Below are 24,799 nucleotides of genomic sequence, written 5' to 3' on the forward strand. Positions count from 1 at the left end.
TACGCGCTTCTCCTTTCATTACCCGCTCCACCCCATAAATCAGTGAGTTAGGTAACATTTTATTGCTAATATGTTAGCGATATCATCTTTTTATAAAAGATCACGTGTGGAGTGCTGTTTTGTGATTCACTTAACATTTCATGCCCTTTTGATCAGTTGATTTGTGATCGGTTGTACAAAATCACGGCATTGCGCTGGTCAGTATCAGCGTCTGGATTTACAAATGTTAGCGCAAACATTCATATCATTCACAGGAGCTAATCATGACCGTAAGTGCGAATTCAGATGCCGTGACCTATGCCAAAACCGCAGGGGCAAAAACCGCGGCAGAAACCGGCGACCGTATCGAGTGGGTAAAACTCTCCCTCGCCTTTCTGCCGCTCGCGACGCCCGTTAGCGATGCCAAAGTTTTAACTGGCCGCCAGAAACCGCTGACCGAAGTGGCGATTATTATTGCGGAAATCCGCAGCCGCGATGGTTTTGAAGGCGTGGGATTTAGTTACTCGAAACGCGCGGGGGGTCAGGGTATTTATGCGCACGCCAAAGAGATCGCCGATAACCTGCTCGGCGAAGATCCGAACGATATCGACAAAATTTACACCAAACTGCTGTGGGCTGGCGCTTCCGTTGGCCGCAGCGGCATGGCGGTACAGGCCATCTCCCCTCTCGATATTGCGCTGTGGGATATGAAAGCCAAACGCGCCGGTTTGCCGCTGGCGAAACTGCTCGGCGCGCACCGCGATTCCGTTCAGTGTTACAACACCTCTGGCGGTTTCCTGCATACGCCGCTGGATCAGGTACTGAAAAACGTCACTATCTCCCGAGAAAACGGTATCGGCGGGATCAAAATTAAAGTCGGTCAACCGGACACCAAAGAAGATATTCGCCGTTTAACAGCGGTGCGCGAAGCGCTGGGTGATGACTTTCCGCTGATGGTGGATGCCAACCAGCAATGGGATCGCGAAACCGCGATCCGCATGGGTCGCCAGATGGAGAAGTTCAACCTTATCTGGATTGAAGAGCCGCTGGACGCCTATGACGTAGAAGGCCATGCGCAGCTGGCTGCCGCGCTGGATACGCCGATCGCCACCGGCGAAATGCTGACCAGTTTCCGTGAACACGAACAGTTGATCCTCGGCAACGCCAGCGACTTCGTACAGCCGGACGCCCCGCGCGTCGGCGGGATCTCCCCGTTTTTGAAAATCATGGATCTGGCGGCGAAACACAACCGTAAACTGGCACCGCATTTTGCGATGGAAGTCCACCTGCATCTTTCTGCCGCTTACCCGCTGGAGCCGTGGCTGGAGCACTTCGAATGGCTGAACCCGTTGTTCAACGAGCAACTGGAACTGCGCGGCGGGCGCATGTATGTTTCTGACCGCCACGGTCTGGGGTTCACCCTCAGCGAGCAAGCCCGCGCCTGGACGCAACTGAGCTGTGAGTTTGGCAAACGCCCTTAAGCCTTAAGAAAGACGGTGATACGGGAGTTCATTCCCGTATCATCACATTAAAATTTACGCCTGACAGAAGAGGCCTGAACATCCCCTTTATTTCGCAACCGCCGTGCATGCCAATCCTCTTTGCTGTATGTCACGCCTGCACCGTGATACCCCGAAACGCTAATATCAGGAAAACCGTTTTTGACGAGTTCCTCTTTCAAAGATTGCGCGAAAGGTTTCTTTTTATTTTTCCCAAAACCCAATATTCCGCCGAAAGGTTTTGCTGATTTTTCCAGCTCCGCCATTGAAAAGTTTTCAGGATGTTGTGCATCGGCGCTATAGCAGGCTCTGACGCGGATATCGCGATAATGCGGGTCGAGGCCGCCGACGGATAAGGCTTTAGCAATCTGCTCAGCGGTTACCATTCCGCGTTGCATATCTTGATCGGCCGCGAGTATGTCTACCCCTGGGCCACCATGACCAATAATGTAGAGTTTGGTTGTTTGCGGAGAGAGGCTTTTGAGTAATTGGCCATTTGAATGACCAATAAAACAGACTCGTTGTAATACCGAAAGATCGCGCGAAAAATCGGTAATACCCTGAATCGTTTTATCGTAAATCTTTGGGTTGAATTGATTTCTTAAATCTTCCGATCGCCATCCCGGCATCCCTTTCAACTCTTCCTCCATCAATTGAAGCGCATCGCTAAGCCGATCTATGGTGTCTTTTAACTCTTTTTCTTTTTCAGATCGCAGCTTTTCCATTTCAGCTAATGACTGATCTTCAACGATAACGGGATAAAGCTGCTTACCTTTCGTATGGCGAATGACATTTATGCCAAGGCTATGCTCAACGAGATCGGGGGCGACAAACGGTGCGTAAATATAGCCACTTTTGTTTTGGTCTGCTTCAGCGCCCTCACTGGTCCCTTGCGGGCTTAACGAAGCGCCTGGCCGTTTTTTGGTGTCATAAGCGTACATGTCAATTCTCCACAATGGCGGGGGAAGCTGAAAACAACCGCGACTTGCCAGTTAAGTTTTACGCATAAATCGCCGCCCAGGCGGAATTCTCAGATATTTCATTGTTAAAGCTTATGGCTGAACGAAGAAAACAACGCATTGTTGTTAAAGCTTCGTTTCTTTGCTGGTGGTTTTATCTGTTGCATTTTTCGCCATGCTGAATCAATTCCACTGCTTGATCCACCTGACTTCACAATTTCCGCTAATAGTGCCTTGTTTGCTGGTGGGTATGTTTTGCGTCATTTATCGATTGCGGGTAGGATGCTGCGCCATGTTGTGTCTTATCCATACGTAGAAACACTGGAAAGACAGAGCGTTTAGCCAGCGGTGCAATCGTTTGGTTTTTTTTTGCGCCGCAGCTTGAGGAATTTCGCAAGGTTCAGACAGGTAACAGGTAACGCAATGAAAACAGACAACAACGTCACGGAGCATCACGCGGCGAAACGTCGCTGGCTCAACTCTCATGAAGAGGGCTACAGCCGCGCGATGGGCAACCGTCAGGTGCAAATGATCGCCATTGGCGGTGCAATCGGTACAGGTTTATTTTTGGGCGCTGGCGCCCGGCTACAAATGGCGGGGCCGTCGCTGGCTATCGTCTATCTGGTTTGTGGTCTTTTCTCCTTCTTTATTCTGCGCGCACTGGGCGAACTGGTCTTACACCGCCCTTCCAGCGGCAGTTTCGTCTCTTACGCCCGTGAGTTTCTCGGTGAAAAAGCCGCCTATGTGGCAGGCTGGATGTATTTCATCAACTGGGCGATGACCGGTATCGTCGATATCACCGCCGTTGCGCTGTATATGCACTATTGGGGTGCGTTTGGCGATGTGCCGCAGTGGGTGTTTGCGCTGGGCGCGCTGGCGGTTGTCGGTACCATGAACATGATCGGCGTGAAATGGTTCGCCGAGATGGAGTTCTGGTTTGCGCTGATCAAAGTGCTGGCGATTGTGGTGTTCCTCGTTGTCGGGACGATTTTCCTCGGTACGGGTAAACCGCTGGATGGCGGGACGACGGGTTTCCACTTGATCACCGATAACGGCGGCTTCTTCCCGCACGGCATGATGGCCGCGCTGGTGTTAGTCCAGGGCGTGGTGTTCGCATTTGCCTCCATTGAACTGGTGGGTACTGCGGCCGGGGAATGTAAAGACCCGGAAAACATGGTGCCGAAAGCAATTAACAGCGTTATCTGGCGTATCGGCCTGTTTTATGTCGGTTCCGTGGTGTTGCTGGTTCTGCTGCTGCCGTGGAATGCCTATCAGGCGGGCCAAAGCCCGTTTGTTACCTTCTTCTCGAAACTGGGCGTGCCGTATATCGGCGACATTATGAATATGGTGGTGCTGACCGCCGCGCTCTCCAGCCTGAACTCCGGGCTCTATTCCACAGGCCGCATTCTGCGTTCGATGTCGATGGGCGGTTCCGCGCCGAAATTCATGTCGAAAATGAGCCGTCACCACGTGCCATACGCGGGCATTCTCGCCACCATTTGCGTGTATGTTGTCGGTGTATTCCTGAACTATCTGGTGCCGTCGCAGGTGTTTGAGATCGTGCTGAACGTCGCGTCGCTGGGCATTATTGCCTCCTGGGGCTTTATCGTGGTGTGTCAGATGCGCCTGCGTAAAGCGATTCGTGAAGGGAAAGCGGCCGAAGTGAAATTCAAAATGCCTGGCGCGCCGGTAACGTCATGGCTGACGCTGCTGTTCCTGCTCAGCGTGCTGGTATTGATGGCGTTCGATTACCCGAACGGCACTTATACCATCGGTTCGATTCCGCTGATTGCCGTGTTGCTGGTGGCGGGTTGGTTTGGCGTGCGTAAACGCGTTAATGAGATCCACAGCACCGCACCGGTCGCACCGTTAGTTGAAGAAACCTCACGTTAAAAACAAACGCCTGATGGCGCTTCGCGTATCCGGCCTACAGAGTTTTGCTTTGTAGGCCGGATAAGGCGCAGCCGCCATCCGGCAAACTGCGCCTCATAAGTTATTACAGCGCGATGCGGATCACATCATCAGGCTGAGTGGCTTCTTTCTCACGCGTTGATGCCTGTTTCACACTGACATACAACGTTTTGCCGTCCGGCGACAGCGCCAGGCTGTTTGGATAGGTCGGCGTCTCAAACGTTTTCACCACTTTGTAGCTTTTCCCGTCGATAACACTCACTTTGCCCGCCTTGCGGTGAGTGACATAGGCTTCATTCCGCGTCGGGTTAAACAGCACCGCCAGCGATTCCGGTGCCGCGACTTTCTCCATCACGCTGCCGTTGCGGGTATCCACCACCAGCACTTCCGTCGCTTTGGAATCGGTAATAAAGGCGCGATGACCTGCGGTATCAAGACTCAGGTTCAGGTAGAAATGCTCTTTGCCGTCATCCTGCAATTTTTTGCGATCGATAATTTTGTTGCTGCTGGTATCAATAGTGATCAGTTCACCGTCGCCGTTGGTGGTATAGAGGCGCTTCGCGACAGGATCGACCGCCAGGCCGGTGCTGTAGGTGCCAGTATTCGCGATGGTGGTTTTCAGTTTCAGTGATTCGCCATCAACCACCCAAACCGCGCTCTCTTTCCCAACACCGGTGATATAAACAGTGTTGGTCGTCTCATCAACCGCCAGTTCACGCGGGCTGAGCGGGCGCACGGTTTCCGAGCGTTTACGCGCATCCAGCACCACCCTGCCTTTGAGCTCACCGGTTTTGGCATCCACTGCCGTGACGGAACCGTCGGTGGTATTACCGAACCACAACGTTTGCGTCTGGTTATTGATGGCGGCGCCAAACGGTTTCAAATCACTGTGAATGGCCTGGGTAATATCCAGCGTGGCGGGATCGAGACGGTAAATCACGCCGCCTTTATCCGTTTTGCGGCTTTGCGCGGTAGCCAGCCACAGCGCATTTTCCTGCTGGCTGATGGCCATTTCATACGCGCCTTTGCCCACCGCTTTACGCAGCATCTCCTCGGCAGCATGGGTGCTGAATGAACCCGCCAGCAACAAAGAACCGAGAAGCAGAGAACCACGCAGGCGCGGTGAAGATAAATGACGAAAATACATGACGACTCCCTTTGAGAGAAAAGATGGTTACGTTTTCACATGCGTCCAGTGCACGAAACGGCGGTTTCGCTTATTGTTATTGTTGAGAATAGTAATCATTAATGGTCATAAAGTGGAGTGCTAAATTCGCCGGAGGCGGAAATGGAACGTCTTTATTACACTCATTCTTAACGTAACGTGCGTTCATTGTTTTCATAAAATTTACATATCCTTTAACATGTTGGCGAATGTTCCATTTGGTTCGTCTTTCTAACTCGGTTCCGTCATGAATATTATTTCCGTCACTAAGGCTTCACTGCCGGTGTTGTTACTCCCTGCTGCGTTGTCCACTTCCGCCTGGGCGGCAGACAATGAACAAACAATGATTGTCAGCGCCACTCCGCAAACTGTTTCCGAACTGGATAGCCCCGCCGCCGTGAGCGTGGTTCAGGGGGAAGATATCCGCCACGCCGCGCCGCGCGTCAATTTGTCTGAATCTCTGAGCAGCGTGCCGGGCTTACAGGTGCAAAACCGCCAGAACTATGCGCAGGATCTCCAGCTGTCGATTCGCGGTTTTGGTTCGCGCTCCACCTACGGCGTGCGCGGCATTCGTCTGTATGTCGACGGTATTCCCGCCACCATGCCGGATGGTCAAGGGCAAACATCGAATATTGATCTCAACAGTGTGGAAAGCATTGATGTGCTGCGCGGCCCCTTCTCGGCGCTGTATGGCAACGCCTCGGGCGGCGTGATGAATGTCACTACCGAAACCGGGCGCGAACCGGCGACCATCGAAGCCAGCAGTTATTACGGCAGTTTCGGTAGCTGGCGTTATGGCCTGAAAGCCACGGGCGCGATGGGTGACGGTACGCACGCGGGCGATGTGGATTACACCGCCTCCTCTACCCGTTTTGTCACTCACGGTTACCGCGATCGCAGCGGCGCCCGCAAAAATCTGGCGAATGCCAAACTCGGTGTGCGCATTGATGATGTCAGCAAACTGAGCCTGATTTTTAACAGCGTAGATATTAAAGCCGATGACGCTGGCGGTTTAACAGAGTCCGAATGGCGAGATAACCCGCGCCAGTCGCCGCGTGCGGAGCAATACCACACGCGCAAAACCATTAAACAAACCCAGGCCGGATTGCGCTATGAGCGCCAGCTCAGCGCTCAGGATGATTTAAGCGTGATGATGTACGCCGGCGAGCGCGAAACTACGCAGTATCAGTCCATTCCACGTGCGCCACAGCTCAACGCCACGCATGCCGGCGGTGTGATTGATTTAACCCGCCATTATCAGGGCATTGATACCCGCTGGACCCACCGAGGCGAACTGGGCGTACCGGTGACTTTCACTGGCGGGTTGAATTACGAAAACATGAGCGAAGCTCGCAAAGGCTATGAAAACTTCATCATGAACGGCACGACGCCGGAGTACGGCCAGAAAGGCAATTTGCGCCGCGATGAACGTAATCTGATGTGGAACGTCGATCCCTATCTGCAAACCGCCTGGCAGTTGACTGACAAATTGTCGCTGGATGCGGGCGTGCGTTATAGCTCGGTGTGGTTTGATTCCAACGATCACTACATCACCGCGCAGAACGGCGATGACAGCGGCGAGGCGAATTACCACAAATGGTTACCGGCAGGATCGCTGAAATACGCGGTAACTCCGGCCTGGAACGTGTATGTCGCCGCCGGTCGCGGGTTCGAAACGCCGACCATCAACGAACTCTCTTACCGTTCTGGTAACCAAAGCGGGCTCAATTTCGCGCTAAAACCGTCCACCAACGACACCGTCGAGATTGGCAGCAAAACGCGTATCGGCAACGGCCTGCTGACCGCGGCGCTGTTCCGCACCGACACCGATAATGAAATTGTCACCGATACCAACAGCGGCGGGCGCACCACCTACAAAAACGCCGGGGAAACCCGCCGTCAGGGCGCGGAGCTGTCGCTGGATCAACAATTTGCCGGTAACTGGCGGGCGAAAATGGCATGGACCTATCTTGATGCGACGTACCGCAGCGAAGTCTGCACCGATGGCGGCTGTAACGGGAACCGCATTCCGGGGATCGCGCGCAATATGGGCTTCGCCTCGCTCGGTTGGATCCCGGATCAAGGCTGGTACGCCGGGGCGGATGTGCGTTATATGAGCGACATTATGGCGAATGATGAAAACACCGCCAAAGCACCTTCGTACACCGTGGCAGGCCTAAATACAGGGTATAAATTCAGCTACGGCAACTGGATGATGGACGTCTTTGGCCGCGTCGATAACCTGTTTGACCGCGAGTATGTAGGCTCTGTGATCGTCAATGAAGGCAACAATCGCTATTACGAACCGGCTCCGGGGCGTAACTATGGCGTCGGTTTGTCGGTCGCTTATCAGTTCGAGTGATAAAAAAGCCCGGTTGCATTACGCTTCCGGGCTTTTCTTTATGGACTTCGCGTAATTAGAACGTGGTCCAGCCCTCTTCGCTGTTCGCGTTCTCATTGGATACAGCTTTTGTCACCGTCTGGAAGGTTTTGGGGTTCGCCGCCACGCTTGCCGGTTTGCTACCCTCCTGCTCCAAACGGAATGTCGCCACCAGTTCTTCCAGCAGGTGCGCTTGCTCTTCCAGTGAACCCGCTGCCGACGACGATTCGCTCACCAGCGAGGCATTCTGCTGCGTGGTGCTGTCCAGTTCGCCGACGGCGCGAGCAATCTGCTCAATACCGCGGCTCTGCTCTTCCGACGCGGAAGAGATTTCGCCCATGATATCGTTCACGCGCGTGACGGAGTGCACCACTTGATCCATGGTTTCCCCGGCTTTTGCCACCAGTTCGCTCCCGATATTAATCCGGGAAACGGACTCGCTGATCAACTGCTCAATATCTTTTGCCGCCTGCGAACTGCGCTGCGACAGGCTACGGACTTCGCTGGCGACCACCGCAAAACCGCGCCCCTGTTCACCCGCTCGCGCGGCTTCCACCGCCGCGTTCAGCGCCAGAATGTTGGTCTGGAAGGCGATGCTGTTAATCACCGCGGTAATATCCGCAATTTTGTTAGAGCTGCTGTGAATATCACCCATCGTGTTGACCACTTCGCGCATGACGGTGCCGCCTTCGCTGGCGGTTTTTGACGCCTGCGCCGCCAGGCTGCTGGCATTGCGGGCGTTATCGGCGTTGTTCTTCACGGTCGCGGTCAACTCTTCCATACTGGCGGCGGTTTCAACTACCGCGGCAGCTTGCTGCTCCGTGCGCGAAGAGAGATCGGTGTTACCTTCGGCGATTTCCGTCGCCGCGCGTGACACCTGCGTGACACTGTTGCGCACCTCGTAAATCATATCGCGCAGCGTATCGTTCATTCGCCCCATCGCGCCGGTTAACTGGCCGAGTTCATCGGTGCTTTGCGCGCGGATATGCGAACTCAGATCGCCGCTGGCAATGCGTTCAGCCAGCGCCAGGTTGCGGTCAATCGGGCGCGTAATCTGGCGGATCACCCACCAGGAAACCAGCATGCCGAGCAGGATCGCAATCACACCGATAATCGCGGCGATGGTGCTGGAGGTATAGGCCAGTTCATCGTTGTGCGCTTTCACCAGCGCAATGATTTCTCTCAACGACGCGCTGCTGTTATCCCCGCCAACTTTGACTTTATCTTCCGCGGCTTTTAATGCCTGGGACGCGGCGAAATAATTCAGGCTCAGATCGCGGTATTTCACCGTGTCGTCCCACAGGGATTGCAGCGGCGATTGCAATTCACCCGGCAGCTGGCTCGCCAGCGCCTGCACGCTTTTTTCTGTCTCGCTGAAACGGCGATCGAGGTTTTCACGCGTGTCTTTGCCAGGGCTGTAACGCACAACCAGCGCGGCATCGCGCACGGCGCTAATGGCAAACAGTTGTTCGTAAACCTGGGTCATCAGCGCCGGATCGGCCACCGGCGTGCGCACCAGCGTGGTATAGCGGGCAGAGAGATCTTCGGCGGCGAGTTTATCCAGCGCGTCACGCACCGTGCGGAGATCGCCGGTCGCTTTTTGCATCTCGCCGATGCTGCTCTGGAAATTGTCCAGATGCCCGGCGACATCGCTGATGATTTGCCGCTCTTTGCTCGACCAGGAAAGCGCATCCGCGCTGGCGGTCAACTCAGAAGCGTGGCGCACATAGTTGGACATGACCTGGCCTGATTTATCGTCCCCATAAAAATATTTCAGGCGATTAATCTTGGCCTGAAATACTTCAATGTTGATGTTGTACATCAGGTTGGTTTTTTCATAGACGTCACGTATTTCTTTAAAGCGCAATACACTAAGAATGGTAGCAACCGCGACCAGAAACAGAACTAAACCAAAACCGACCGACAGCTTTCTACTAATTTTTATATTGCTTAACCGCTGGCTAAATGACATTCCTGACTCCTTGCTAAACAGCAATGTTAGCGCCTGACTGCGCACTTAATGAGTTATCGGCAAGAGAGTAGGAGAATTCAGGTTGACGAGGCGTTATCGATAAGAAATGTGATATTGATGCTCCCCATTCGCAAATTTTTGCCGGGGAGCACCAATATAATTTTATGAAATAATTGATTTACACAATAATAACTCAACGAAAGAATTGTTTGTGGACGATGTTTGCGCCCTCATCAATGGCCCGCCACACCGCCCGTTCGCTGGCAAATGCGTCGCCCTCTTCCAGCGCCGCTAATAAATCGCTGTAATTATGCACGCGCGTTAAATCTTCTGAGCTTGGGTAAAGATAATTGTAGCAAGGGCCAATTCGCACCCATAATTGCTCAATTAACGCGGTCAACGTTGGCATTTCGGCGTGGTTATAGACGCTAAAACGAAACACGCGATTGGCCTGTAATGCCTGCTCAGCGTTGCCGGATTTCATCGCTTCATTGGTATTGGCGGCGAAGATACGTAACTCACGAATCTTATCTTTCGACATATTCTCGCTGGCGGCTCGCACGGCCATCCCTTCAAGATTCTTACGTATCTGATTGATTTCGTTGTAGCGTTCCCGGCTCACTTCCGGGACCAAAAACGCCTGTGCGGGTGTCGCATGCAGCGCGCCTGCGGAGACCAGTCGCAGTAACGCTTCGCGAACGGGGGTAATGCTAGTGCCCAATTGATCGGCAATTTCTTTGGTAATGAGCCGTGCGCCAGGTCTAAGTGCTCCAACAATAAGCGCACTTTTTAGACTCGACTCGACTTGCATGGTGAGACTTGTTCTTTGCGCTTTTTCCAAATCAAGCATGTTTGTATCCTGTAAATTTTCTTTATTATTTCAGCCCGGTAGTGTGTCCGTAATCTAATTACAGAAAGATATATTATATAAGTACATGCCTGGTATTGGATTATTGCGTAAAGGTATAACAATTAGTTATTTATTATGCACGACTAACGGGAACCGCCTTCATGAGGTCATCAATTCCTCATGCAACTCTAATTAAAGCTGTTTTTCAAAAATTTGCACGATTTAGAAGGCGGTTTTTCACCGCCATCGGATAATTATTTTTGCGGGCCAACTTGCACTACAACTTTGCCGAAATTTTTACCTTCCAGTAAGCCGAAAAAAGCCTCAGGCGCATTCTCCAGCCCCTCAGTTACTTGTTCACGGTAGTTAATGTTCCCATTCTGGATCCATTTCTTCATTTCCTGCTGGAATTCGTGAATTCGGTGACCATAATCCTGCATGATAATAAACCCCTGCAACCGTATTCTTTTTTTCAGCAAGGTATCCATCAATAAAGGAATTCGATCTGGCTTATCGGGAATGTTGGTCGAGTTATAAGCGCTGACCAGGCCACAAAGGGGAATTCGTGCGGACGTATTTAATAACGGCAGTACCGCATCGAATACTTTGCCACCGACATTCTCAAAATAGATATCGATGCCCTGCGGGCAAGCGTCGGTCAGTTGGTCAGCAAAGTCGTCGGCATGGTGATCGAGACAGCGATCAAACCCCAGAACTTCCTCTGCATAGCGGCACTTCTCGCTGCCGCCTGCGACGCCGACCACGCGGCAACCTTTGATTTTACCGATTTGCCCGGCCGTTGCGCCGACCGGGCCGGTCGCGGCGGCAACCACCAGCGTTTCGCCGGCTTTCGGCTGGCCGATATCCAGCAGGCCCATATAGGCGGTAAAACCGGGCATGCCGAGCACACCCAACGCCCAGGAGTGATTTGGCATCTCCTTATCGAGCTTGACCAGCTTTTCGCCGTTGGCGGTGGCGTAATCCTGCCAGCCACTGCCGCCGAGCACCCAGTCGCCTTCAGCGAAATCAGGATGCTGTGATTTAACCACCTGGCTTACCGTCGCCCCGACCATCACTTCGCCAATATTGACCGGCGGCGAATAAGAGGGGGCGTCATTCATGCGCTGGCGCATATAAGGGTCGAGCGAAAGGTAAACCGTGCGTAACAGGACTTCTCCCTCTTCAGGTGAAACGATGTCACCCTCTTCCAGACGAAAATTTTCCATGGTCGGTGCGCCATGTGGCCTGGAAGCCAGCACCCAGCGGCGGTTGCGGTGAGAATCTTGATGCATTGTGCGCTCCTGTGCTTTCAGCATGACTATTGATAATAGTCGCTGAGCGCCAGGCGCGCGTTGCTTTTACGCGGTTGCGTTATTGAGCCGCACCACCAGATAGCGGCACGGATGGCTGCTTTCATTGATAAACCGGCAGTCGTTCGGCGGCCCCAGTTCGAGGCAATCCCCGGCGTGCATTTCGTGACGGGTGTCTCCTTCAAGAAACACCAATTCTCCTTCCTGTACCCAGATGAGCTGACGCGCCAGCGCATAGGAAGAAGCCGGCATCGGGATATCGCTGCCAGCCGGCAGGTCGATCTGCACGAGATCGATAGGCAAATCGCTGCGCGGCGAAACATGACGGCGCAAATAGTGGCTTTGCGGATCGCGCCACACGGGTTGATCGGCGTAGCGCAGCAGTTTGCCTTCCTGCATCTCCGCCCGGGCGATAAGTGTCGACATGCTAATGCCAAACGCGCCGGAAAGCCGCGCCAATAGCGCTGCCGTTGGGCTGCTCTCGCCACGTTCAATTTTGTGGATCATTGCGCGCGACACCCCGGCTCGCTCCGCCAGTTCGCTCAGCGACCAGCCGCGAGATTCACGTTCCACACGAATTCGTGCACTGATCCGTTGATTTATATTGTCTGAGATAGTATTCATATCGTAATACTATAGTGTACAAATTTGAGGTTCAACCATGAATATTCGTTACGCCGGGAAAGAGGACTGTGCAGAAATTGCCGCGATTTACAACCATGCTGTCGTGAACACAGCGGCAATCTGGAACGATCAAACTGTGGATGTGGATAACCGCATCGCCTGGTTTGAGGCGCGCGCCCTGCTCGGCTACCCGGTGATTGTCAGTGAAGCGAACGGCGTGGTGACCGGTTATGCGTCATTTGGCGACTGGCGCGCTTTCGACGGTTTTCGCCATACCGTCGAGCACTCTGTTTATGTTCACCCGGACTATCAGGGCAACGGCCTGGGCCTGGCGCTGATGGAACGCTTAATCGAAGAAGCGAAGCGCCTCGGCAAACATGTGATGGTGGCAGGCATTGAAGCGCAAAACCACGGCTCCATTCATCTGCACAGCAAACTCGGTTTTGCCATCACCGGGCAGATGCCGCAGGTTGGTACCAAATTTGGCCGCTGGCTGGATCTGACCTTTATGCAGTTACAGCTTGATAACCGCACCGACCCGGACGCTATTTCATGAACCAATCGCTGACGCTCACCTTTCTTATCGCCGCCGGTATCGGGCTGGTGGTGCAAAACACGTTGATGGTGCGCATCACGCAATCCGCGTCGACGATCCTGATTGCCATGCTGCTCAATTCGCTGGTCGGCATCGTGCTGTTTGTCACTATCTTATTGATTAAAAACGGTGCGGCAGGCTTTCAGGAGCTGGTTCACAGCGTGAAATGGTGGACGTTAATCCCTGGCCTATTGGGGTCGTTTTTCGTCTTCGCCAGCATTAGCGGTTATCAGTATGTTGGCGCGGCGACCACCATTGCGGTGCTGGTTGCCAGCCAGCTTATCGGCGGATTAGTGATGGACGTGGTGAGAAGTCAGGGGGTGGCAATCCGGGCGCTGATTGGCCCGGTTTGCGGCGCGGTGTTACTGGTGATTGGCGCCTGGCTGGTCGCCAGACGGCAGTTCTAACGGTCTAATATCGTAGACAAATTTCCGCGGGCTAAAACGGGCTTCCAGTGTCAGGCAGCCCGTTTCACTTTTTTGCACATACAAAATGTTCTGCCGCTCGGGGCCGCAGCGCGAAATCGGATACGCATCCGCCAGCAGCGCCGCGCGCGCCATTTTTTCCTGGATCGATCCCATTGTCAGCATCACCATAAAACAGCCAGTAATGAGATATGGCCAACTCTGCCATAGCGGATGGTGGCTAATCTTTTTCACGCTATTGGGCAAAAAACCTTCGAAAAAGGCGATGACATACACCGCCCCTAACGCCACAACCAGAATCAGCGCGATCAACGCGATAGTTAACGGTACCGAGAGAAATGCGCCATACACAATGGCCGCGTTTTTAATGTAATCCGGCTCAATACCAAACTGGTTATTGAGTAACTTCTCGGCATAAGTTTTGGCGATAAACAAAATCACCACGCTATAAAGAAAAACCGCCACTTTGTTGCGCACCACTAACGCCAGTAACGCGCGATAATGCCAGGCCAGCCAGATGCAAACGGCAGAAACTGTCAGGCAAAACAGAAACGCGGAGTCGGTTTTCAACCAGCTAAATGCGGCGGCGATATAAAGACAAATCAGCCAGCTACGGCGAAAGTAACGCAGAAGTTTCTTGAGAATTGCGGTGCTCTCCATGACATCAAGCGTCCTTCATGTAAAAAAACGGGCCTTGCGGCCCGCGTAATTCAGGAAATGATGCCACCTTTGGTGAGTTGTTCAAGCCGGGCGTCCATGTCCTCTTTATGCTGCCGACCATGGTGCGCAATGGCCTGTCGCAGGCGCTGTTGCTGGGCGTAACGCTCTTCGCGACTCAGCTCAACATCGTCGCTCAGTTCAACCAACAACTCGTTCATACCGGCAATCACGCCCTGCGCGATCGCTTCGTCGACGCGGGCGCTAACCTCCTCCAGATGTGACATACCGTCTCCTTTAATTCAGTTTCGCTTTCGAAAAATCACTGCCCATCAGGCTGACGCTATAACCGCTGACGTTGCTGCGCGTGGCGTAGAACGTTTTGCCGTTCGCCAGCGCAATCCACGGTGCCTGCTGGTAATAAATCTCCTGCGCCTGGCCGTAAAGTTTGGCGCGTTCAGCCGGGTCGCTGACCAGTTTGGCTTTTTGCACCAGGTCATCATAACCCTTATCGCACCAGCGGGCGGCGTTGGAACCGGTCTTAATGCTGTTGCAACCCAGCAGCACATCGGCGAAGTTGTCCGGGTCGCCGTTGTCGGACATCCAGCCAAACAGCGCGGTATCGTGCTCGCCTTTACGCATTCCGGCGAGGTACTCCCCCCATTCGTAAGAGACGATTTTCGCTTTCACACCCACTTTCGCCCAGTCGCTCTGGATCATCTCCGCAATACGGCGCGAGTTCGGGTTATACGGGCGTTGCACCGGCATTGACCACAGCGTCGCTTCAAACCCTTTCTCCACGCCCGCTTGTTTTAGCAGCGCTTTGGCTTTTTCCGGATCGTAGCTGTAGTCCTTCAGATCTTTGTTAAAACCGAGCATATTCGGCGGCAGCGGCGATTTCGCCACCGTACCGGAACCCAGGAACACCGCGTTAACGATGGCTTGTTTGTCGGTCGCATAGTTCAGCGCCTGGCGCACCAGCACGTTATCAAACGGTTTTTTCTCGGTGTTAAACGCCAGATAGCCGACGTTTAGCGCATCAACGGTATGCAGGGCGAGATCTTTATTCTTTTTGATCTGGTCAAACTGCACCGGCGCCGGTGCCGGAATGATCTGGCACTCGTTAGTTTGCAGTTTCGCCAGACGCGTTTGCACATCCGGGGTGATGGAGAAGATCAAGTGCTTGGTCGGCACCGCGCCATCCCAGTAGTTTGGGTTCGCGATATAACGGATCTGCGCGTCGGTTTTATACTGCTGCAGCGCATACGGGCCGGTACCGATTGGCCAGTTATCGACATTTTCCGGCGAGCCTTTTTTCAGCATCGCATCGGCGTATTCCGCCGACAGGATTGAGGCGAAATCCATCCCCCAATCGGCAAGAAATGCGGCGTTCGGCTCATTCAGCACAAACTGCACGTGGTTATCATCGACTTTCTTCACCTCTTTGATCAGCTTATCGAGGCCGACATCGGTGAAATATTCGTAATTACCTTGCGAAACATTGTGGTACGGATGTTTCGGGTCCATCTGGCGCATGACGGAGAACACCACATCATCGGCGTTAAAATCGCGCGTCGGTTTGAAGTATTTATTGCTGTTGAATTTGACGCCCTGGCGCAGCGTAAAGGTCCAGGTTTTGCCATCTTCGGAGACTTTCCAGTCCGTCGCCAGCGACGGCACCGGGGTGTTTTTCACCGGATCAAAAGTCACCAGGCGGTTATAAAGCACCTGCGAACTAGCCACAAATGTTGGCCCGGAGCTGGCAATTTGTGGGTTAAAGGATTCCGGAGACGCTTCGGAACAGTAGATTATCGTATCGTTCGATGCCGCAAAGGCACTTGCCGGTAATAATGTGCTCAGCGCGAGAGCGAGCAGCGTTTTTCCTGTAGACATTATCAGGAGCCTTCTTTTTTATGTGGAAGTTTGATCTCAGCACAGCAACAGCAAACTGGCAAATAACGAATGACTATCAAGTTATGCTAAAGCAGTTGTTTTCGCTGAAATATCCACCATGCTTAATAAGAAAATTTAGATTAAATAAATTTTGTGCCGTCAAGCCAGTTCGACGCGATCAATGCGTCGAGAATTCAATGGTTTTGCGCTCTCCTCCGCCTTTTGCTGGTGCCAGGAATGCGTATAGTAGACGCGTGAAGAAGTCTATGGGATGAAAACGTGGCAAAAACACTCTTGCGTAGCGGCGATCTGGATGATTTCCAGGCCGTTGGCGGCGGCGGCCAGGCCGTATTCGATTCGGCATTGCAGATCCGAGAAGCACTGCGTCTGCGTAAACAGCAGGCTTTAGTCGATTGCCTGGCGATACCGCAGGTCAATGACGAAGGCGATCGTGTCGACTGGTATTCACCGATCGATGGCCGCTTTGTATCGTGGAAAGCGGCTGACCCCGAGGTGCGCGACCGTGCGTTGCGTTACCTTGAAAGCACGCTGGACAGCGCGGCTTCGCTGAGCCGCAAATGTATGCAGTCGCCCAAAACAGCCCAACAGCTGTTTGGTTCCCTGCTGGAAAAAGCGCTGCAATTTCCCGGCGAAAACCATGTTTTTCTCGTTGATGGCAAACCGGTCATCACCTTTTGGGGCTTCGTGAATCTTAACGAAAGCGCCCGCGAAAACGTGCTCGAATGCCTGCACGAGCCGGAACCTGAAATCCCCGAAATTATTATCGAACCGGAACCCGAGCCGGAGCCGGAAGAAGAACCCGCTGCCGCGGTGACCTTCAGCCAGGCGGATGCGCCGCTGTTTACCCCGCCGCCGGCAGCCAAAGCGCAAGCCGCCGCTGTGGCGTCTGTTTACCAGGCCACATCGGTTGATGAACCCGAACCCGAACCGGCGCCGGAGCCTGCGCCTGAACCGGTTGCGGCACCCGCGCCGAAAAAACGCCGTCGCCGCTATGTCCTGTGGGCATTGCCGGTCGCTGCCGCTGTTGCTGCGGCGATTGCTACACCGTTACTGCTCAAACAACAAGCATCCACCCCGGCGCCTGCACCCGTCGCGGCACCGCCGAAAGCTGTCGCTATTGCTCCGCAGCCGATTAAGGCCACGCCCGCTCCTGAACTTGTGGGCAACCTGCCGCTGCATCAGGCGGCAGTCGTTCCGCCGCCTGTGGTGGAAAAACCGCAAGAGAAACCGGTGGAAAATGAGCCGGTGGTGATCATGCCCATCCCGAAAGGGGCAATGGTGATGGACGCCCAGCAAGTGAAAATGGGCTCAACGAAATTCCTCAATGGCAGCTGGCGCGTGGCGATGGACGTTAAAGATCCCGTCACCGGTAAAGCGCCGAGCGTGCGTTATCAGATTCAGAACAACAAAGGCAGCGCGCGTATCGTGATGGGTAAAAATGTCACCTGCCGCGTAGACCTGTTCTCCGGCCTGCACGACACTGGCGAGCTGTTGATTAAGAGCCGGGGCAACGCGCGTTGCAGCGATGGATCTCACTACCCGATGCCGGACATTGCCTGTAAAGCAGGCACCAATGACGTGGCGGAATGCAGCGCGCGTTTTGACGCTAAAACCACCGTTCCGGTAACGTTCAGAAAGACAGGTGACTGATTTTATGCTGGTTAATCTTTGCGACTACAAACAGAGCGTCACGCTGATTGCCAATAGCGGCGTGCAGTTTCTTGATTTTGGCCTGACGCCGCAGGACGTGGCAAACAGTGGCCGTTTTGTGCGTAAAACCGCCAATGGCCCGCTGCTGCGGCTTGATTTTGACCTGGTGAATGAGCGTTTCACCCTGCCGAACCGCGAAGGCGGTCAGCCGGAAGTGGTGAAACCTGAAAGCATCCACTCATTGCAATATTCGCTGTCGATTTTAGATGGCGTCTGGCTGCCGATCCCGTTCCTGCGTTTTAACCCGCCGCGCACTTTCGTTGAAGGCCCGGATAACTGGGCGCGCGTGCAGATCCGTAAACTGCCCGAACCGGACAGCGCCGGGAATACGCACCGTATCGCACTGGCGCTCGACAGCCAAATTAACGATAACTCCCCAGCCGCTCTTGCGCCGCTGGAGAACGATATTCTTAACGGCACCCGTTTTTCGCTGGCCTGGCGCGATGACGAAGTGGCGGATTTTCTCGATCAAACCTGGGTTGATGGTTGGCTGCGCGAAGCGTTTTTGCAGTACATCACGCAGTATGAAAGCCGCAGCGAGCGCGAAATCAACCAGTCGCTGCGCGGTTTTGAATACCAGGCGCACTGGCTGAACCTGATGTCGCTGCTCGGCACGCAGTTGCAGGTGCCGGAAGTGAAAATCGTCACACATACGCTCAGCACGCCCGCGATTCCGGTCGATTTGATTTTGGATGTCGGCAATACCCATACCTGCGGCGTGATCATCGAAGATCACGGCGATGCCAACGATGGCCTGCGCCAGACCGCAGAGTTGCAGGTGCGTTCGCTGAGCGAACCGCAGTTTCTTAATGAACCGCTGTTTACCAGCCGCCTGGAGTTTTCAGAAGCGCGTTTTGGTAAGCAACACTTCTCTGTGGAAAGTGGGCGCGAAGACGCCTTCGTCTGGCCGTCCATCGTGCGCGTCGGCGATGAAGCCCGCAAACTGGCAATGCAGCGCATCGGCACCGAAGGCAACAGCGGTATCTCCAGCCCGCGTCGTTATCTGTGGGATGAAACCCCGGTGTTGCAGGACTGGCGTTTCAGCCAGATGAACAGCAAAACCCAGCGAGAACCGCTGGCGACCGCCTTCCCGCTGATGAACCTGATGAACGATGAAGGCCAGCCGCTGTACAGCCTGCCGCTGGATGAGCGTTTACCGGTGTTTTCACCGCAATACAGTCGCAGCACGTTGATGACCCATATGCTGTGCGAACTGTTGTCACAGGCGCTCGGGCAGATCAACAGCGTCGCTACCCGCCTGCGCTTGGGCTTCCCAGCTTCTCCGCGCCAGTTACGCACCATTATTTTGACCCTGCCTTCGGCAATGCCAAAACAGGAACGCGAGATTTTCCGCCGCCGCATGTTTGAAGCGATCGCGCTGGTGTGGAAAGCGATGGGCTGGCATCCGCAGGATGAAGATTTTGCCAACAGCAAACAGCAGGAAAAAAGTGTGGTGCCGGTTCCGCACATTCAGATGGAGTGGGACGAAGCGAGCTGCGGCCAACTGGTGTGGTTGTATAACGAAGCAATCTCCCGCTTTGCCGGGCAGACCGAAACCTTTTTCGCCTCTCTCGCCCGCCCGGATCGCGCAGAAGCGCCCGGCGCGGTGCAAGGCCGTTCACTGCGCGTGGCGTCGATTGATATCGGCGGCGGCACCACCGATATGGCGATCACCCATTATCAGCTTGATGATGGCACCGGCAGCAATGTCAAAATCACCCCGCAACTGCTGTTCCGCGAAGGTTTTAAAGTCGCGGGCGATGACGTGCTGTTGGATATTATTCAGCGTTGCGTGTTGCCTGCGCTGCAAACGCAGATGCAAAAAGCGGGTATTACCGATGCCGCCGCGATTATGGCGACACTGTTTGGCGACTCCGGGCGCATCGACACCCAGGCCGTGCTGCGCCAGCAAACCACGCTGCAACTGTTTATGCCAGTTGGTCATGCGATTCTCGCCGCCTGGGAAGAGAGCGACATCAACGATCCGTTAGCCGGGTTGTACGCCACCTTCGGCGATCTGCTTAAGCAGCACCCTACCCGCAATGTGATGAACTACCTTAAGCAGGCGATCGATCATGCGCTGCCCGCCGGTTCGGCGGAGTTCGATGTGCTGGCGGTGCCGCTGCAAGTTAATTTCCGTGAGCTTCAGGACGCGATGCTGGCCGGGCAATTCACCCTCGCCGCGCCGCTGCATGCCGTTTGCGAAGCCATCAGCCATTATTGTTGCGACGTGCTGTTGATCACCGGTCGTCCCGGTTGTTTACCGGGCGTGCAGGCGCTGATTCGCCACCTGCAACCGGTGCCGGTTAACCGCATGATCTGGCTGGATAAATACCGCGTTCACGAGTGGTATCCGTTTAGCCAACAAGGCAAAATCGGCAACCCGAAATCGACCGCTGCCGTCGGCGCAATGCTGTGCAGCCTGGCGCTGGATCTGCGCCTGCCGCGCTTTAACTTTAAAGCGGCGGATATTGGCGCCTACTCCACCGTGCGCTATCTCGGCGTGCTGGATAACGTGGTTAACACGCTGCGCGATGAGAATATCTGGTATCACGATATTGACCTGGACAAGCCCGGCGCAAAGTTGGACGCGCGGCTACACTTCCCGCTGCGCGGCAATGTCACGCTCGGTTTCCGCCAGCTTGCCAATGCCCGATGGCCTGCGACACCGCTCTATACGCTGAGCATTAACTCGCAGGAGCTGGCAAAAACCATCGCCGGTGACGGCGTGCTGAATGTCCGTTTACAGTTCAGCGGTGGCAACAAACACCTCGGGCCAGAATCGTTCATCTTAAGTGAAGCCTGGTTACAGGATGGCACGCCGGTCGCCGCCGACGCGCTAACCTTTAAACTGAATACGCTGGCCGACCGTCGCCATAGCGGAAGCCATTACTGGATCGACAGCGGGAGTGTGTACCTGAAATGAGTGCGAGCGTAAAAACCACCCAGGCATTAACGGCATGGATTAACGAGAATCGCCAACAATCGCCGCTGCTGGATGATGATGCCGACGCGCTGCTGGCGCGTTTAACCGCCGCTGCAGCCGAAGAAAACGTGCTGAGAGAGGCCGTTGACGCGCCCTGCACCGTTGGTCTGTATGGTCATTCGCAGGCGGCAAAAGCCCACCTACTCGCTGCGTTATGCGGCAATGGCACCGGACGGCTGAATGTCCGCCCCGGCGAAAAAACGCTGGATTACTTCACCCATATCAACCCCGGTCATGCGCTGACCAGCATGGCGCTGCGTTTTAGCCAGCACGTTTTGCCGATGGATGAAGGCTTCCCGCTCTGTTTGCGCATTATCAGCGAAGCCGAACTGGTGCAGATTTTTATTGTCCATGCGCATCAGCAGCCTGATTTGCGGGCAGTGGATAAAGCGGTTATTGAAAATCGCGTCGCCAAATGGCGCGCCCTGCGCCAGCCAAACGCGGTTCCGGGGATCACCGCAGAAGAGATTGGCGGTATCGCCCGCTTCTGGCGGTCGGTCGTCCCTTCCTCGCAACAGCATATGGACGATGCTTTGTGGTACCAGTTCGCCTGTCTGTTACCGTCGCTGGATCTTAGCGCCCGCGCCAGCGCCTGGTCGCTGTTGTGGGGCGAGCAACAAGAGCTGACGCAGCAGTGGTTTTCATTGGCGCACACGCTGCACCAAACCGGTAACGCCGCAGAACTCGCCGCGCCGCTCAGTATTCTGGTGGATACCTTTGCGCTGCCGACGGACGGCTTTTTAACCCCCCCTGCCGTTGCCGATGGCGAAGCGATCCACGATGAAGTCGTCGTGCATCCGTGGTCGGACGATCAACTGCACAACGCAGTCAGTATTCCGCTTGATACCCTCGCGCTGATCACCCGCGAACTGGTGCTGCCGGTGGAAAACAGCGTGTTACCGTCAGTCGATTTTCTGGATATCCCGGCGGCAGGCCCGCAAGACGGCCAGCCGCTGTGGCGCAGCAAGTGCCGCTGGTTGCTGGAAAATTATCGCCAGCGTTTACAGCCGGACGTGCTGATGATTTGCAACGCCACGCTGGAGCGTTCCGAAACCGCCGCGACAGCGCGCGCGTTAGTCAATTGGGTGAAAGAGACGCAATCGGGCCAGGACACCGCATTACCCGGCCTGGTGTGGGCGATCACGCCGCAGGACGCACGCTTTACGCTGGCGCAAAACCTGGATGAAAGCGTGCAGCAACTGATTGGCAAACCCGGTCAGAACTGGGGAACCTTGCAGGCGCTGGATGCCAGCAGCCTGCAACGTCTGCTCGAGTGGCTGGCACAAGCGACTGCGCCGGCTTTGCGTCAGCAACGGTTAGCCGCCTTGAACGAACGCCACCAGCGTGCGCTGCGCGATCTGCTGCAACCCTGGGTGGTCAGCGCGGAAAAAGACGCCGCCACGCAGCGTACGCTCGCCGAATCCGTGGTGCGTGAACTGCAAGGCCAGGCCTCGCGTCACGGTGAGTTACTCGAAGGTTTATTGCCGGATATGCAGCAATTCGACGCGCTATGGAAAGTGCAGCAGCCGCGCGAAGAGAAAGTCAGCGGCCTGTTTAATGAAGCGATCGATCTGTTTGCCGAATCCGCGGAAAGTGCCGAACCGCAAGCGTTGTCAAAAGATGTTGGGCAGCAAGCCCATGCGCTGTGGGTGAACCATGTTCGCCAGTGGAGCCGCAACGATGATAACGCCGCGCGTTTGGGGTTAAGCCCGGCGGCGCTGCGCCAGATGGCGGAGATTGTGATTGTCAGCAGTTATCGCCTGAACCTGCCGGAGCAGTTGCAGAAGATTATGCAGCGCGATACCGCCTGTGCCGCCCAGTTGCATGCTGCCATCGGTAACTTTGTCGCTTGGCTGGGTTATGCGTCGGTGCCTCAGGAAAATCGCCCGGCAAGTCGCGTGCAGAAAGACAGCACCATTTTTGCCACCGCGGCGGTTGGCGTCAGCGAAACTCGTCTGACCCGCCTGAGCGAACAGCCGGTTCATGCCGCCACGCGCTACGTCTACGACTGGCTGGTGGCACTGTATAACCGGGCGATCGAAAACATCGGTTACACCCACCCGTTGGATGTCAGCCCGGCCGCGCGTCAGCAATTAAAAACGCTGCTGCCGTAACCAAGCCGATTAAGGCGCAGCCGCTATTCGGCAAAATGCCCGATGGCGCTGCGCTTATCGGGCCTACACGATACCCGACACCGTAGGCCGGATAAGGCGTCAGCCGCCATCCGGCAAAACGCCCGATGGCGCTACGCTTATCGGGCCTACATGATCCCCGGCACCGTGTGACGGATACGGCGTCAGCCGCCATCCGGCAAAGAGCCAGACAGTGCTTCGTTTATCAGGCATCCCCGATAAACGACGCAATTGCCTTCGCCAACAACGCAGGTTGTTCCCATGACATTGAATGCCCGGCTTGTGGAATGACTTTAAGATCAATGCCCTGCTGCTGCACGCTTTCGGCGTCGCTGTCCGGTAAGGAAAGCTCGCCGAAAATCAGCGTTTTTGGGCGCGGAAAATTCACAAATAACGTCATCCAGGTCGGTTCGATCCCGTCGACCAGACTTTTCGCGCCCCGCCACACTGCCCAGGGCGCATTGCTTTGCAAACACCCTGCCCACGGCGTTTCTTCCTGCGCCAGCATCGCGGCATAACCGCAGGTCACAAAGTCAGCTTCATCCATGGTCATCACCTGGCGGCTGAACATGCCGCCGCCCGGCGCAAAGTTGGGTTCGGAAACCGCCAGCCCATTGACGCGCCGCGGGATGAGCGACGCAACTTCAATCGCAATGCTGCCGCCCATGCTGTGGCCGTATAACCAAAAGGCATTAAGCCCAAGATGATCGAACACTTCGACAACCACCTGCGCCTGATCGGACGTGCGATAAGAAAAGCTGGCTGGTCGTTCACTGAAACCGCTGCCGGGAAGATCAATCAGCACCGCACTTCTGCCGCCAAATGCCGGGTCGGCAACCACGCGCGGGTATTCATAAGAAGAGGCGCAACCAAGGCCATGAATAAAAACCACCGGGTCGCCTTTACCCGGTAAAAAATGCCAGCGAACCTGGCCTTGCGCGTGGTGGGAATACAGATTGTCCATCGGGCTCTCCTTTTGCGTAATACTGGCATTATATACAGCACTTCCGCGAAAGTTTGCGAGCAACATCAAAACAGTGAAAACAATAACGCCACCGGAAAGCTGATTGGCCAGGTTGCGCCAACTAACACCGCGCTAAGCAGACGAATTTTGCGGCTCTCTTTCGCAAGAAAAAAGGTCGCGATTGCGCAGAGCACCGCCATAACAGCATAGAAAATGAGCAGCTTTATGTAGAGATCCACCGTATGCCTCCTGTCCTTAGGTAAACATTCGTCTAACATGCTGCCTGATTTTTCAAGGCGTTATCGTCTGTGCCGTCACGCTTTCGATATTCGATTTTGCGCCTCATCATAGTGCGCCCTCGCCGCACGAAAATGGTCGGCGGAACTGATTATCCATTGCCATAACGGCATCATGCGAATCAGCATTTCTTGCCCTTGTTCAGTCACCGCATAGACCACGCGCGGGTGTTTCTCCTGGTAATCGTGGCGCGAAATTAGCCCGTCCCGCTCCAGTTGGCGCAATGTGCGCGTTAACATTCGTTGCGTTACCCCTTCCAGACGGCGACCAATTTCCGCGTGGCGCAAAGGCCCACTGGTACCCAAAATATGCACCACGCCAAGCGACCAGCGGTTGCCTGCATGGGTCAAAATCTCCCTCTTCAAGCCGTCATCGTCGTCGCTTAATTCTTCACAAACCACTTTCGAAAATTGCAGCATTGCTTGTCGATCCCACGCCATTTCTCCTCCGGTATCATCGGTGTGCCTAAT

20 protein-coding genes are annotated in these 24,799 nt (G+C 54.8%); 8 read left to right on the forward strand and 12 right to left on the reverse strand.

The features are described from left to right. Positions 1-263 precede the first annotated feature (263 nt). Positions 264-1,460, forward strand: a complete 1,197-nt coding sequence (locus AAEY27_RS11595; protein WP_342320667.1) for an L-talarate/galactarate dehydratase — start codon at positions 264-266, stop codon at positions 1,458-1,460. Between the two features lie 47 nt (positions 1,461-1,507). On the opposite strand, the gene AAEY27_RS11600 is transcribed toward AAEY27_RS11595, so the two are convergent. After that, a complete protein-coding gene (locus tag AAEY27_RS11600) occupies positions 1,508-2,419 on the reverse strand; it encodes a hypothetical protein (RefSeq protein ID WP_342320669.1) in 912 nt (303 codons plus the stop codon). 441 nt (positions 2,420-2,860) lie between these two features. On the opposite strand from AAEY27_RS11600, the gene ansP reads away from it, so the two are divergent. Next, positions 2,861-4,330, forward strand: coding sequence for an L-asparagine permease (ansP, locus tag AAEY27_RS11605; protein ID WP_342320671.1), 1,470 nt, complete (start codon positions 2,861-2,863; stop codon positions 4,328-4,330). Between the two features lie 103 nt (positions 4,331-4,433). Here the strand turns inward: ansP and AAEY27_RS11610 are convergent, their stop codons facing one another. Then, positions 4,434-5,495: a YncE family protein gene (locus AAEY27_RS11610; RefSeq protein ID WP_342320673.1), complete on the reverse strand. Its 1,062-nt coding sequence runs from the start codon at positions 5,493-5,495 to the stop codon at positions 4,434-4,436. A 265-nt stretch (positions 5,496-5,760) separates the two neighbouring features. Between AAEY27_RS11610 and pqqU the strand changes: the two genes are divergently transcribed. Further along, on the forward strand, positions 5,761-7,875 hold the full coding sequence (gene pqqU, locus AAEY27_RS11615; protein WP_342320674.1) for a TonB-dependent receptor PqqU: 2,115 nt from the start codon (positions 5,761-5,763) through the stop codon (positions 7,873-7,875). 55 nt (positions 7,876-7,930) lie between these two features. Here the strand turns inward: pqqU and AAEY27_RS11620 are convergent, their stop codons facing one another. The 4 genes from AAEY27_RS11620 to AAEY27_RS11635 form a co-directional block, all read right to left on the reverse strand. After that, positions 7,931-9,865, reverse strand: a complete 1,935-nt coding sequence (locus tag AAEY27_RS11620) for a methyl-accepting chemotaxis protein (protein WP_342320675.1) — start codon at positions 9,863-9,865, stop codon at positions 7,931-7,933. A 193-nt stretch (positions 9,866-10,058) separates the two neighbouring features. Continuing rightward, positions 10,059-10,715, reverse strand: coding sequence for a GntR family transcriptional regulator (locus AAEY27_RS11625; RefSeq protein ID WP_342320676.1), 657 nt, complete (start codon positions 10,713-10,715; stop codon positions 10,059-10,061). 254 nt (positions 10,716-10,969) lie between these two features. Next, positions 10,970-12,007, reverse strand: a complete 1,038-nt coding sequence (locus tag AAEY27_RS11630) for an NADP-dependent oxidoreductase (protein WP_342320677.1) — start codon at positions 12,005-12,007, stop codon at positions 10,970-10,972. A gap of 66 nt (positions 12,008-12,073) precedes the next feature. Then, positions 12,074-12,649: a helix-turn-helix domain-containing protein gene (locus tag AAEY27_RS11635; protein ID WP_342320678.1), complete on the reverse strand. Its 576-nt coding sequence runs from the start codon at positions 12,647-12,649 to the stop codon at positions 12,074-12,076. Positions 12,650-12,686: 37 nt separating this feature from the next. On the opposite strand from AAEY27_RS11635, the gene AAEY27_RS11640 reads away from it, so the two are divergent. Together AAEY27_RS11640 and AAEY27_RS11645 are read left to right on the forward strand one after the other, a co-directional pair. After that, complete coding sequence (locus tag AAEY27_RS11640; RefSeq protein WP_342320679.1) at positions 12,687-13,205, forward strand: GNAT family N-acetyltransferase; 519 nt, start codon at positions 12,687-12,689, stop codon at positions 13,203-13,205. After that, the gene (locus AAEY27_RS11645) at positions 13,202-13,651 is read left to right on the forward strand and encodes a DMT family transporter (RefSeq protein ID WP_342320680.1); all 450 of its coding nucleotides are present in this window, start codon (positions 13,202-13,204) and stop codon (positions 13,649-13,651) included. Before AAEY27_RS11640 ends, AAEY27_RS11645 begins: the two co-directional genes overlap by 4 nt. On the opposite strand, the gene AAEY27_RS11650 is transcribed toward AAEY27_RS11645, so the two are convergent. From AAEY27_RS11650 to AAEY27_RS11660, 3 genes are read right to left on the reverse strand one after another with little or no spacing between them, the layout of a single operon-like run. Next, positions 13,607-14,329: a hypothetical protein gene (locus tag AAEY27_RS11650; RefSeq protein ID WP_342320681.1), complete on the reverse strand. Its 723-nt coding sequence runs from the start codon at positions 14,327-14,329 to the stop codon at positions 13,607-13,609. The genes AAEY27_RS11645 and AAEY27_RS11650 overlap by 45 nt on opposite strands. Before the next feature lie 50 nt (positions 14,330-14,379). Next, the gene (locus AAEY27_RS11655; RefSeq protein ID WP_342320682.1) at positions 14,380-14,613 is read right to left on the reverse strand and encodes a DUF2526 family protein; all 234 of its coding nucleotides are present in this window, start codon (positions 14,611-14,613) and stop codon (positions 14,380-14,382) included. Between the two features lie 10 nt (positions 14,614-14,623). After that, on the reverse strand, positions 14,624-16,219 hold the full coding sequence (locus AAEY27_RS11660) for an ABC transporter substrate-binding protein (protein WP_342320683.1): 1,596 nt from the start codon (positions 16,217-16,219) through the stop codon (positions 14,624-14,626). 279 nt (positions 16,220-16,498) lie between these two features. Between AAEY27_RS11660 and AAEY27_RS11665 the strand changes: the two genes are divergently transcribed. The 3 genes from AAEY27_RS11665 to AAEY27_RS11675 are packed head-to-tail and all read left to right on the forward strand — an operon-like array spanning position 16,499 to position 23,050. Beyond that, entirely contained in the window at positions 16,499-17,890 is a 1,392-nt protein-coding gene (locus AAEY27_RS11665) for an SrfA family protein (RefSeq protein ID WP_342320684.1), read from the forward strand. 4 nt (positions 17,891-17,894) lie between these two features. Continuing rightward, positions 17,895-20,876 carry a virulence factor SrfB gene (locus tag AAEY27_RS11670; RefSeq protein WP_342320686.1) on the forward strand — a complete coding sequence of 994 codons (2,982 nt, stop codon included), beginning with the start codon at positions 17,895-17,897 and terminating at the stop codon, positions 20,874-20,876. Then, entirely contained in the window at positions 20,873-23,050 is a 2,178-nt protein-coding gene (locus AAEY27_RS11675; protein ID WP_342320688.1) for a virulence factor SrfC family protein, read from the forward strand. Before AAEY27_RS11670 ends, AAEY27_RS11675 begins: the two co-directional genes overlap by 4 nt. A gap of 223 nt (positions 23,051-23,273) precedes the next feature. Here AAEY27_RS11675 and AAEY27_RS11680 read toward each other — a convergent pair whose 3' ends face one another. The 3 genes from AAEY27_RS11680 to AAEY27_RS11690 form a co-directional block, all read right to left on the reverse strand. Beyond that, positions 23,274-24,032, reverse strand: a complete 759-nt coding sequence (locus AAEY27_RS11680; protein WP_342320689.1) for an alpha/beta fold hydrolase — start codon at positions 24,030-24,032, stop codon at positions 23,274-23,276. 65 nt (positions 24,033-24,097) lie between these two features. After that, on the reverse strand, positions 24,098-24,232 hold the full coding sequence (locus AAEY27_RS11685) for a GhoT/OrtT family toxin (RefSeq protein WP_425294678.1): 135 nt from the start codon (positions 24,230-24,232) through the stop codon (positions 24,098-24,100). Between the two features lie 114 nt (positions 24,233-24,346). Further along, positions 24,347-24,769: a winged helix-turn-helix transcriptional regulator gene (locus AAEY27_RS11690; protein ID WP_342320691.1), complete on the reverse strand. Its 423-nt coding sequence runs from the start codon at positions 24,767-24,769 to the stop codon at positions 24,347-24,349. Between the last annotated feature and the right edge of the window lie 30 nt (positions 24,770-24,799).

The organism is Kosakonia sp. BYX6, from assembly GCF_038449125.1.
Lineage (GTDB): Bacteria > Pseudomonadota > Gammaproteobacteria > Enterobacterales > Enterobacteriaceae > Kosakonia > Kosakonia calanthes.

Excerpts from the sequence above, each read along its gene's own strand:
- AAEY27_RS11685 (WP_425294678.1), bottom strand. The coding sequence starts at position 24,232 with ATGGCGGTGCTCTGCGCAATCGCGACCTTTTTTCTTGCGAAAGAGAGC.
- AAEY27_RS11680 (WP_342320689.1), bottom strand. The coding sequence starts at position 24,032 with ATGGACAATCTGTATTCCCACCACGCGCAAGGCCAGGTTCGCTGGCAT.
- AAEY27_RS11650 (WP_342320681.1), bottom strand. The coding sequence starts at position 14,329 with ATGGAGAGCACCGCAATTCTCAAGAAACTTCTGCGTTACTTTCGCCGT.
- AAEY27_RS11635 (WP_342320678.1), bottom strand. The coding sequence starts at position 12,649 with ATGAATACTATCTCAGACAATATAAATCAACGGATCAGTGCACGAATT.
- AAEY27_RS11675 (WP_342320688.1), top strand. The coding sequence starts at position 20,873 with ATGAGTGCGAGCGTAAAAACCACCCAGGCATTAACGGCATGGATTAAC.
- AAEY27_RS11670 (WP_342320686.1), top strand. The coding sequence starts at position 17,895 with ATGCTGGTTAATCTTTGCGACTACAAACAGAGCGTCACGCTGATTGCC.
- pqqU (WP_342320674.1), top strand. The coding sequence starts at position 5,761 with ATGAATATTATTTCCGTCACTAAGGCTTCACTGCCGGTGTTGTTACTC.
- AAEY27_RS11640 (WP_342320679.1), top strand. The coding sequence starts at position 12,687 with ATGAATATTCGTTACGCCGGGAAAGAGGACTGTGCAGAAATTGCCGCG.
- AAEY27_RS11595 (WP_342320667.1), top strand. The coding sequence starts at position 264 with ATGACCGTAAGTGCGAATTCAGATGCCGTGACCTATGCCAAAACCGCA.
- ansP (WP_342320671.1), top strand. The coding sequence starts at position 2,861 with ATGAAAACAGACAACAACGTCACGGAGCATCACGCGGCGAAACGTCGC.
- AAEY27_RS11645 (WP_342320680.1), top strand. The coding sequence starts at position 13,202 with ATGAACCAATCGCTGACGCTCACCTTTCTTATCGCCGCCGGTATCGGG.
- AAEY27_RS11655 (WP_342320682.1), bottom strand. The coding sequence starts at position 14,613 with ATGTCACATCTGGAGGAGGTTAGCGCCCGCGTCGACGAAGCGATCGCG.
- AAEY27_RS11630 (WP_342320677.1), bottom strand. The coding sequence starts at position 12,007 with ATGCATCAAGATTCTCACCGCAACCGCCGCTGGGTGCTGGCTTCCAGG.
- AAEY27_RS11660 (WP_342320683.1), bottom strand. The coding sequence starts at position 16,219 with ATGTCTACAGGAAAAACGCTGCTCGCTCTCGCGCTGAGCACATTATTA.
- AAEY27_RS11620 (WP_342320675.1), bottom strand. The coding sequence starts at position 9,865 with ATGTCATTTAGCCAGCGGTTAAGCAATATAAAAATTAGTAGAAAGCTG.
- AAEY27_RS11600 (WP_342320669.1), bottom strand. The coding sequence starts at position 2,419 with ATGTACGCTTATGACACCAAAAAACGGCCAGGCGCTTCGTTAAGCCCG.
- AAEY27_RS11610 (WP_342320673.1), bottom strand. The coding sequence starts at position 5,495 with ATGTATTTTCGTCATTTATCTTCACCGCGCCTGCGTGGTTCTCTGCTT.
- AAEY27_RS11690 (WP_342320691.1), bottom strand. The coding sequence starts at position 24,769 with ATGGCGTGGGATCGACAAGCAATGCTGCAATTTTCGAAAGTGGTTTGT.
- AAEY27_RS11625 (WP_342320676.1), bottom strand. The coding sequence starts at position 10,715 with ATGCTTGATTTGGAAAAAGCGCAAAGAACAAGTCTCACCATGCAAGTC.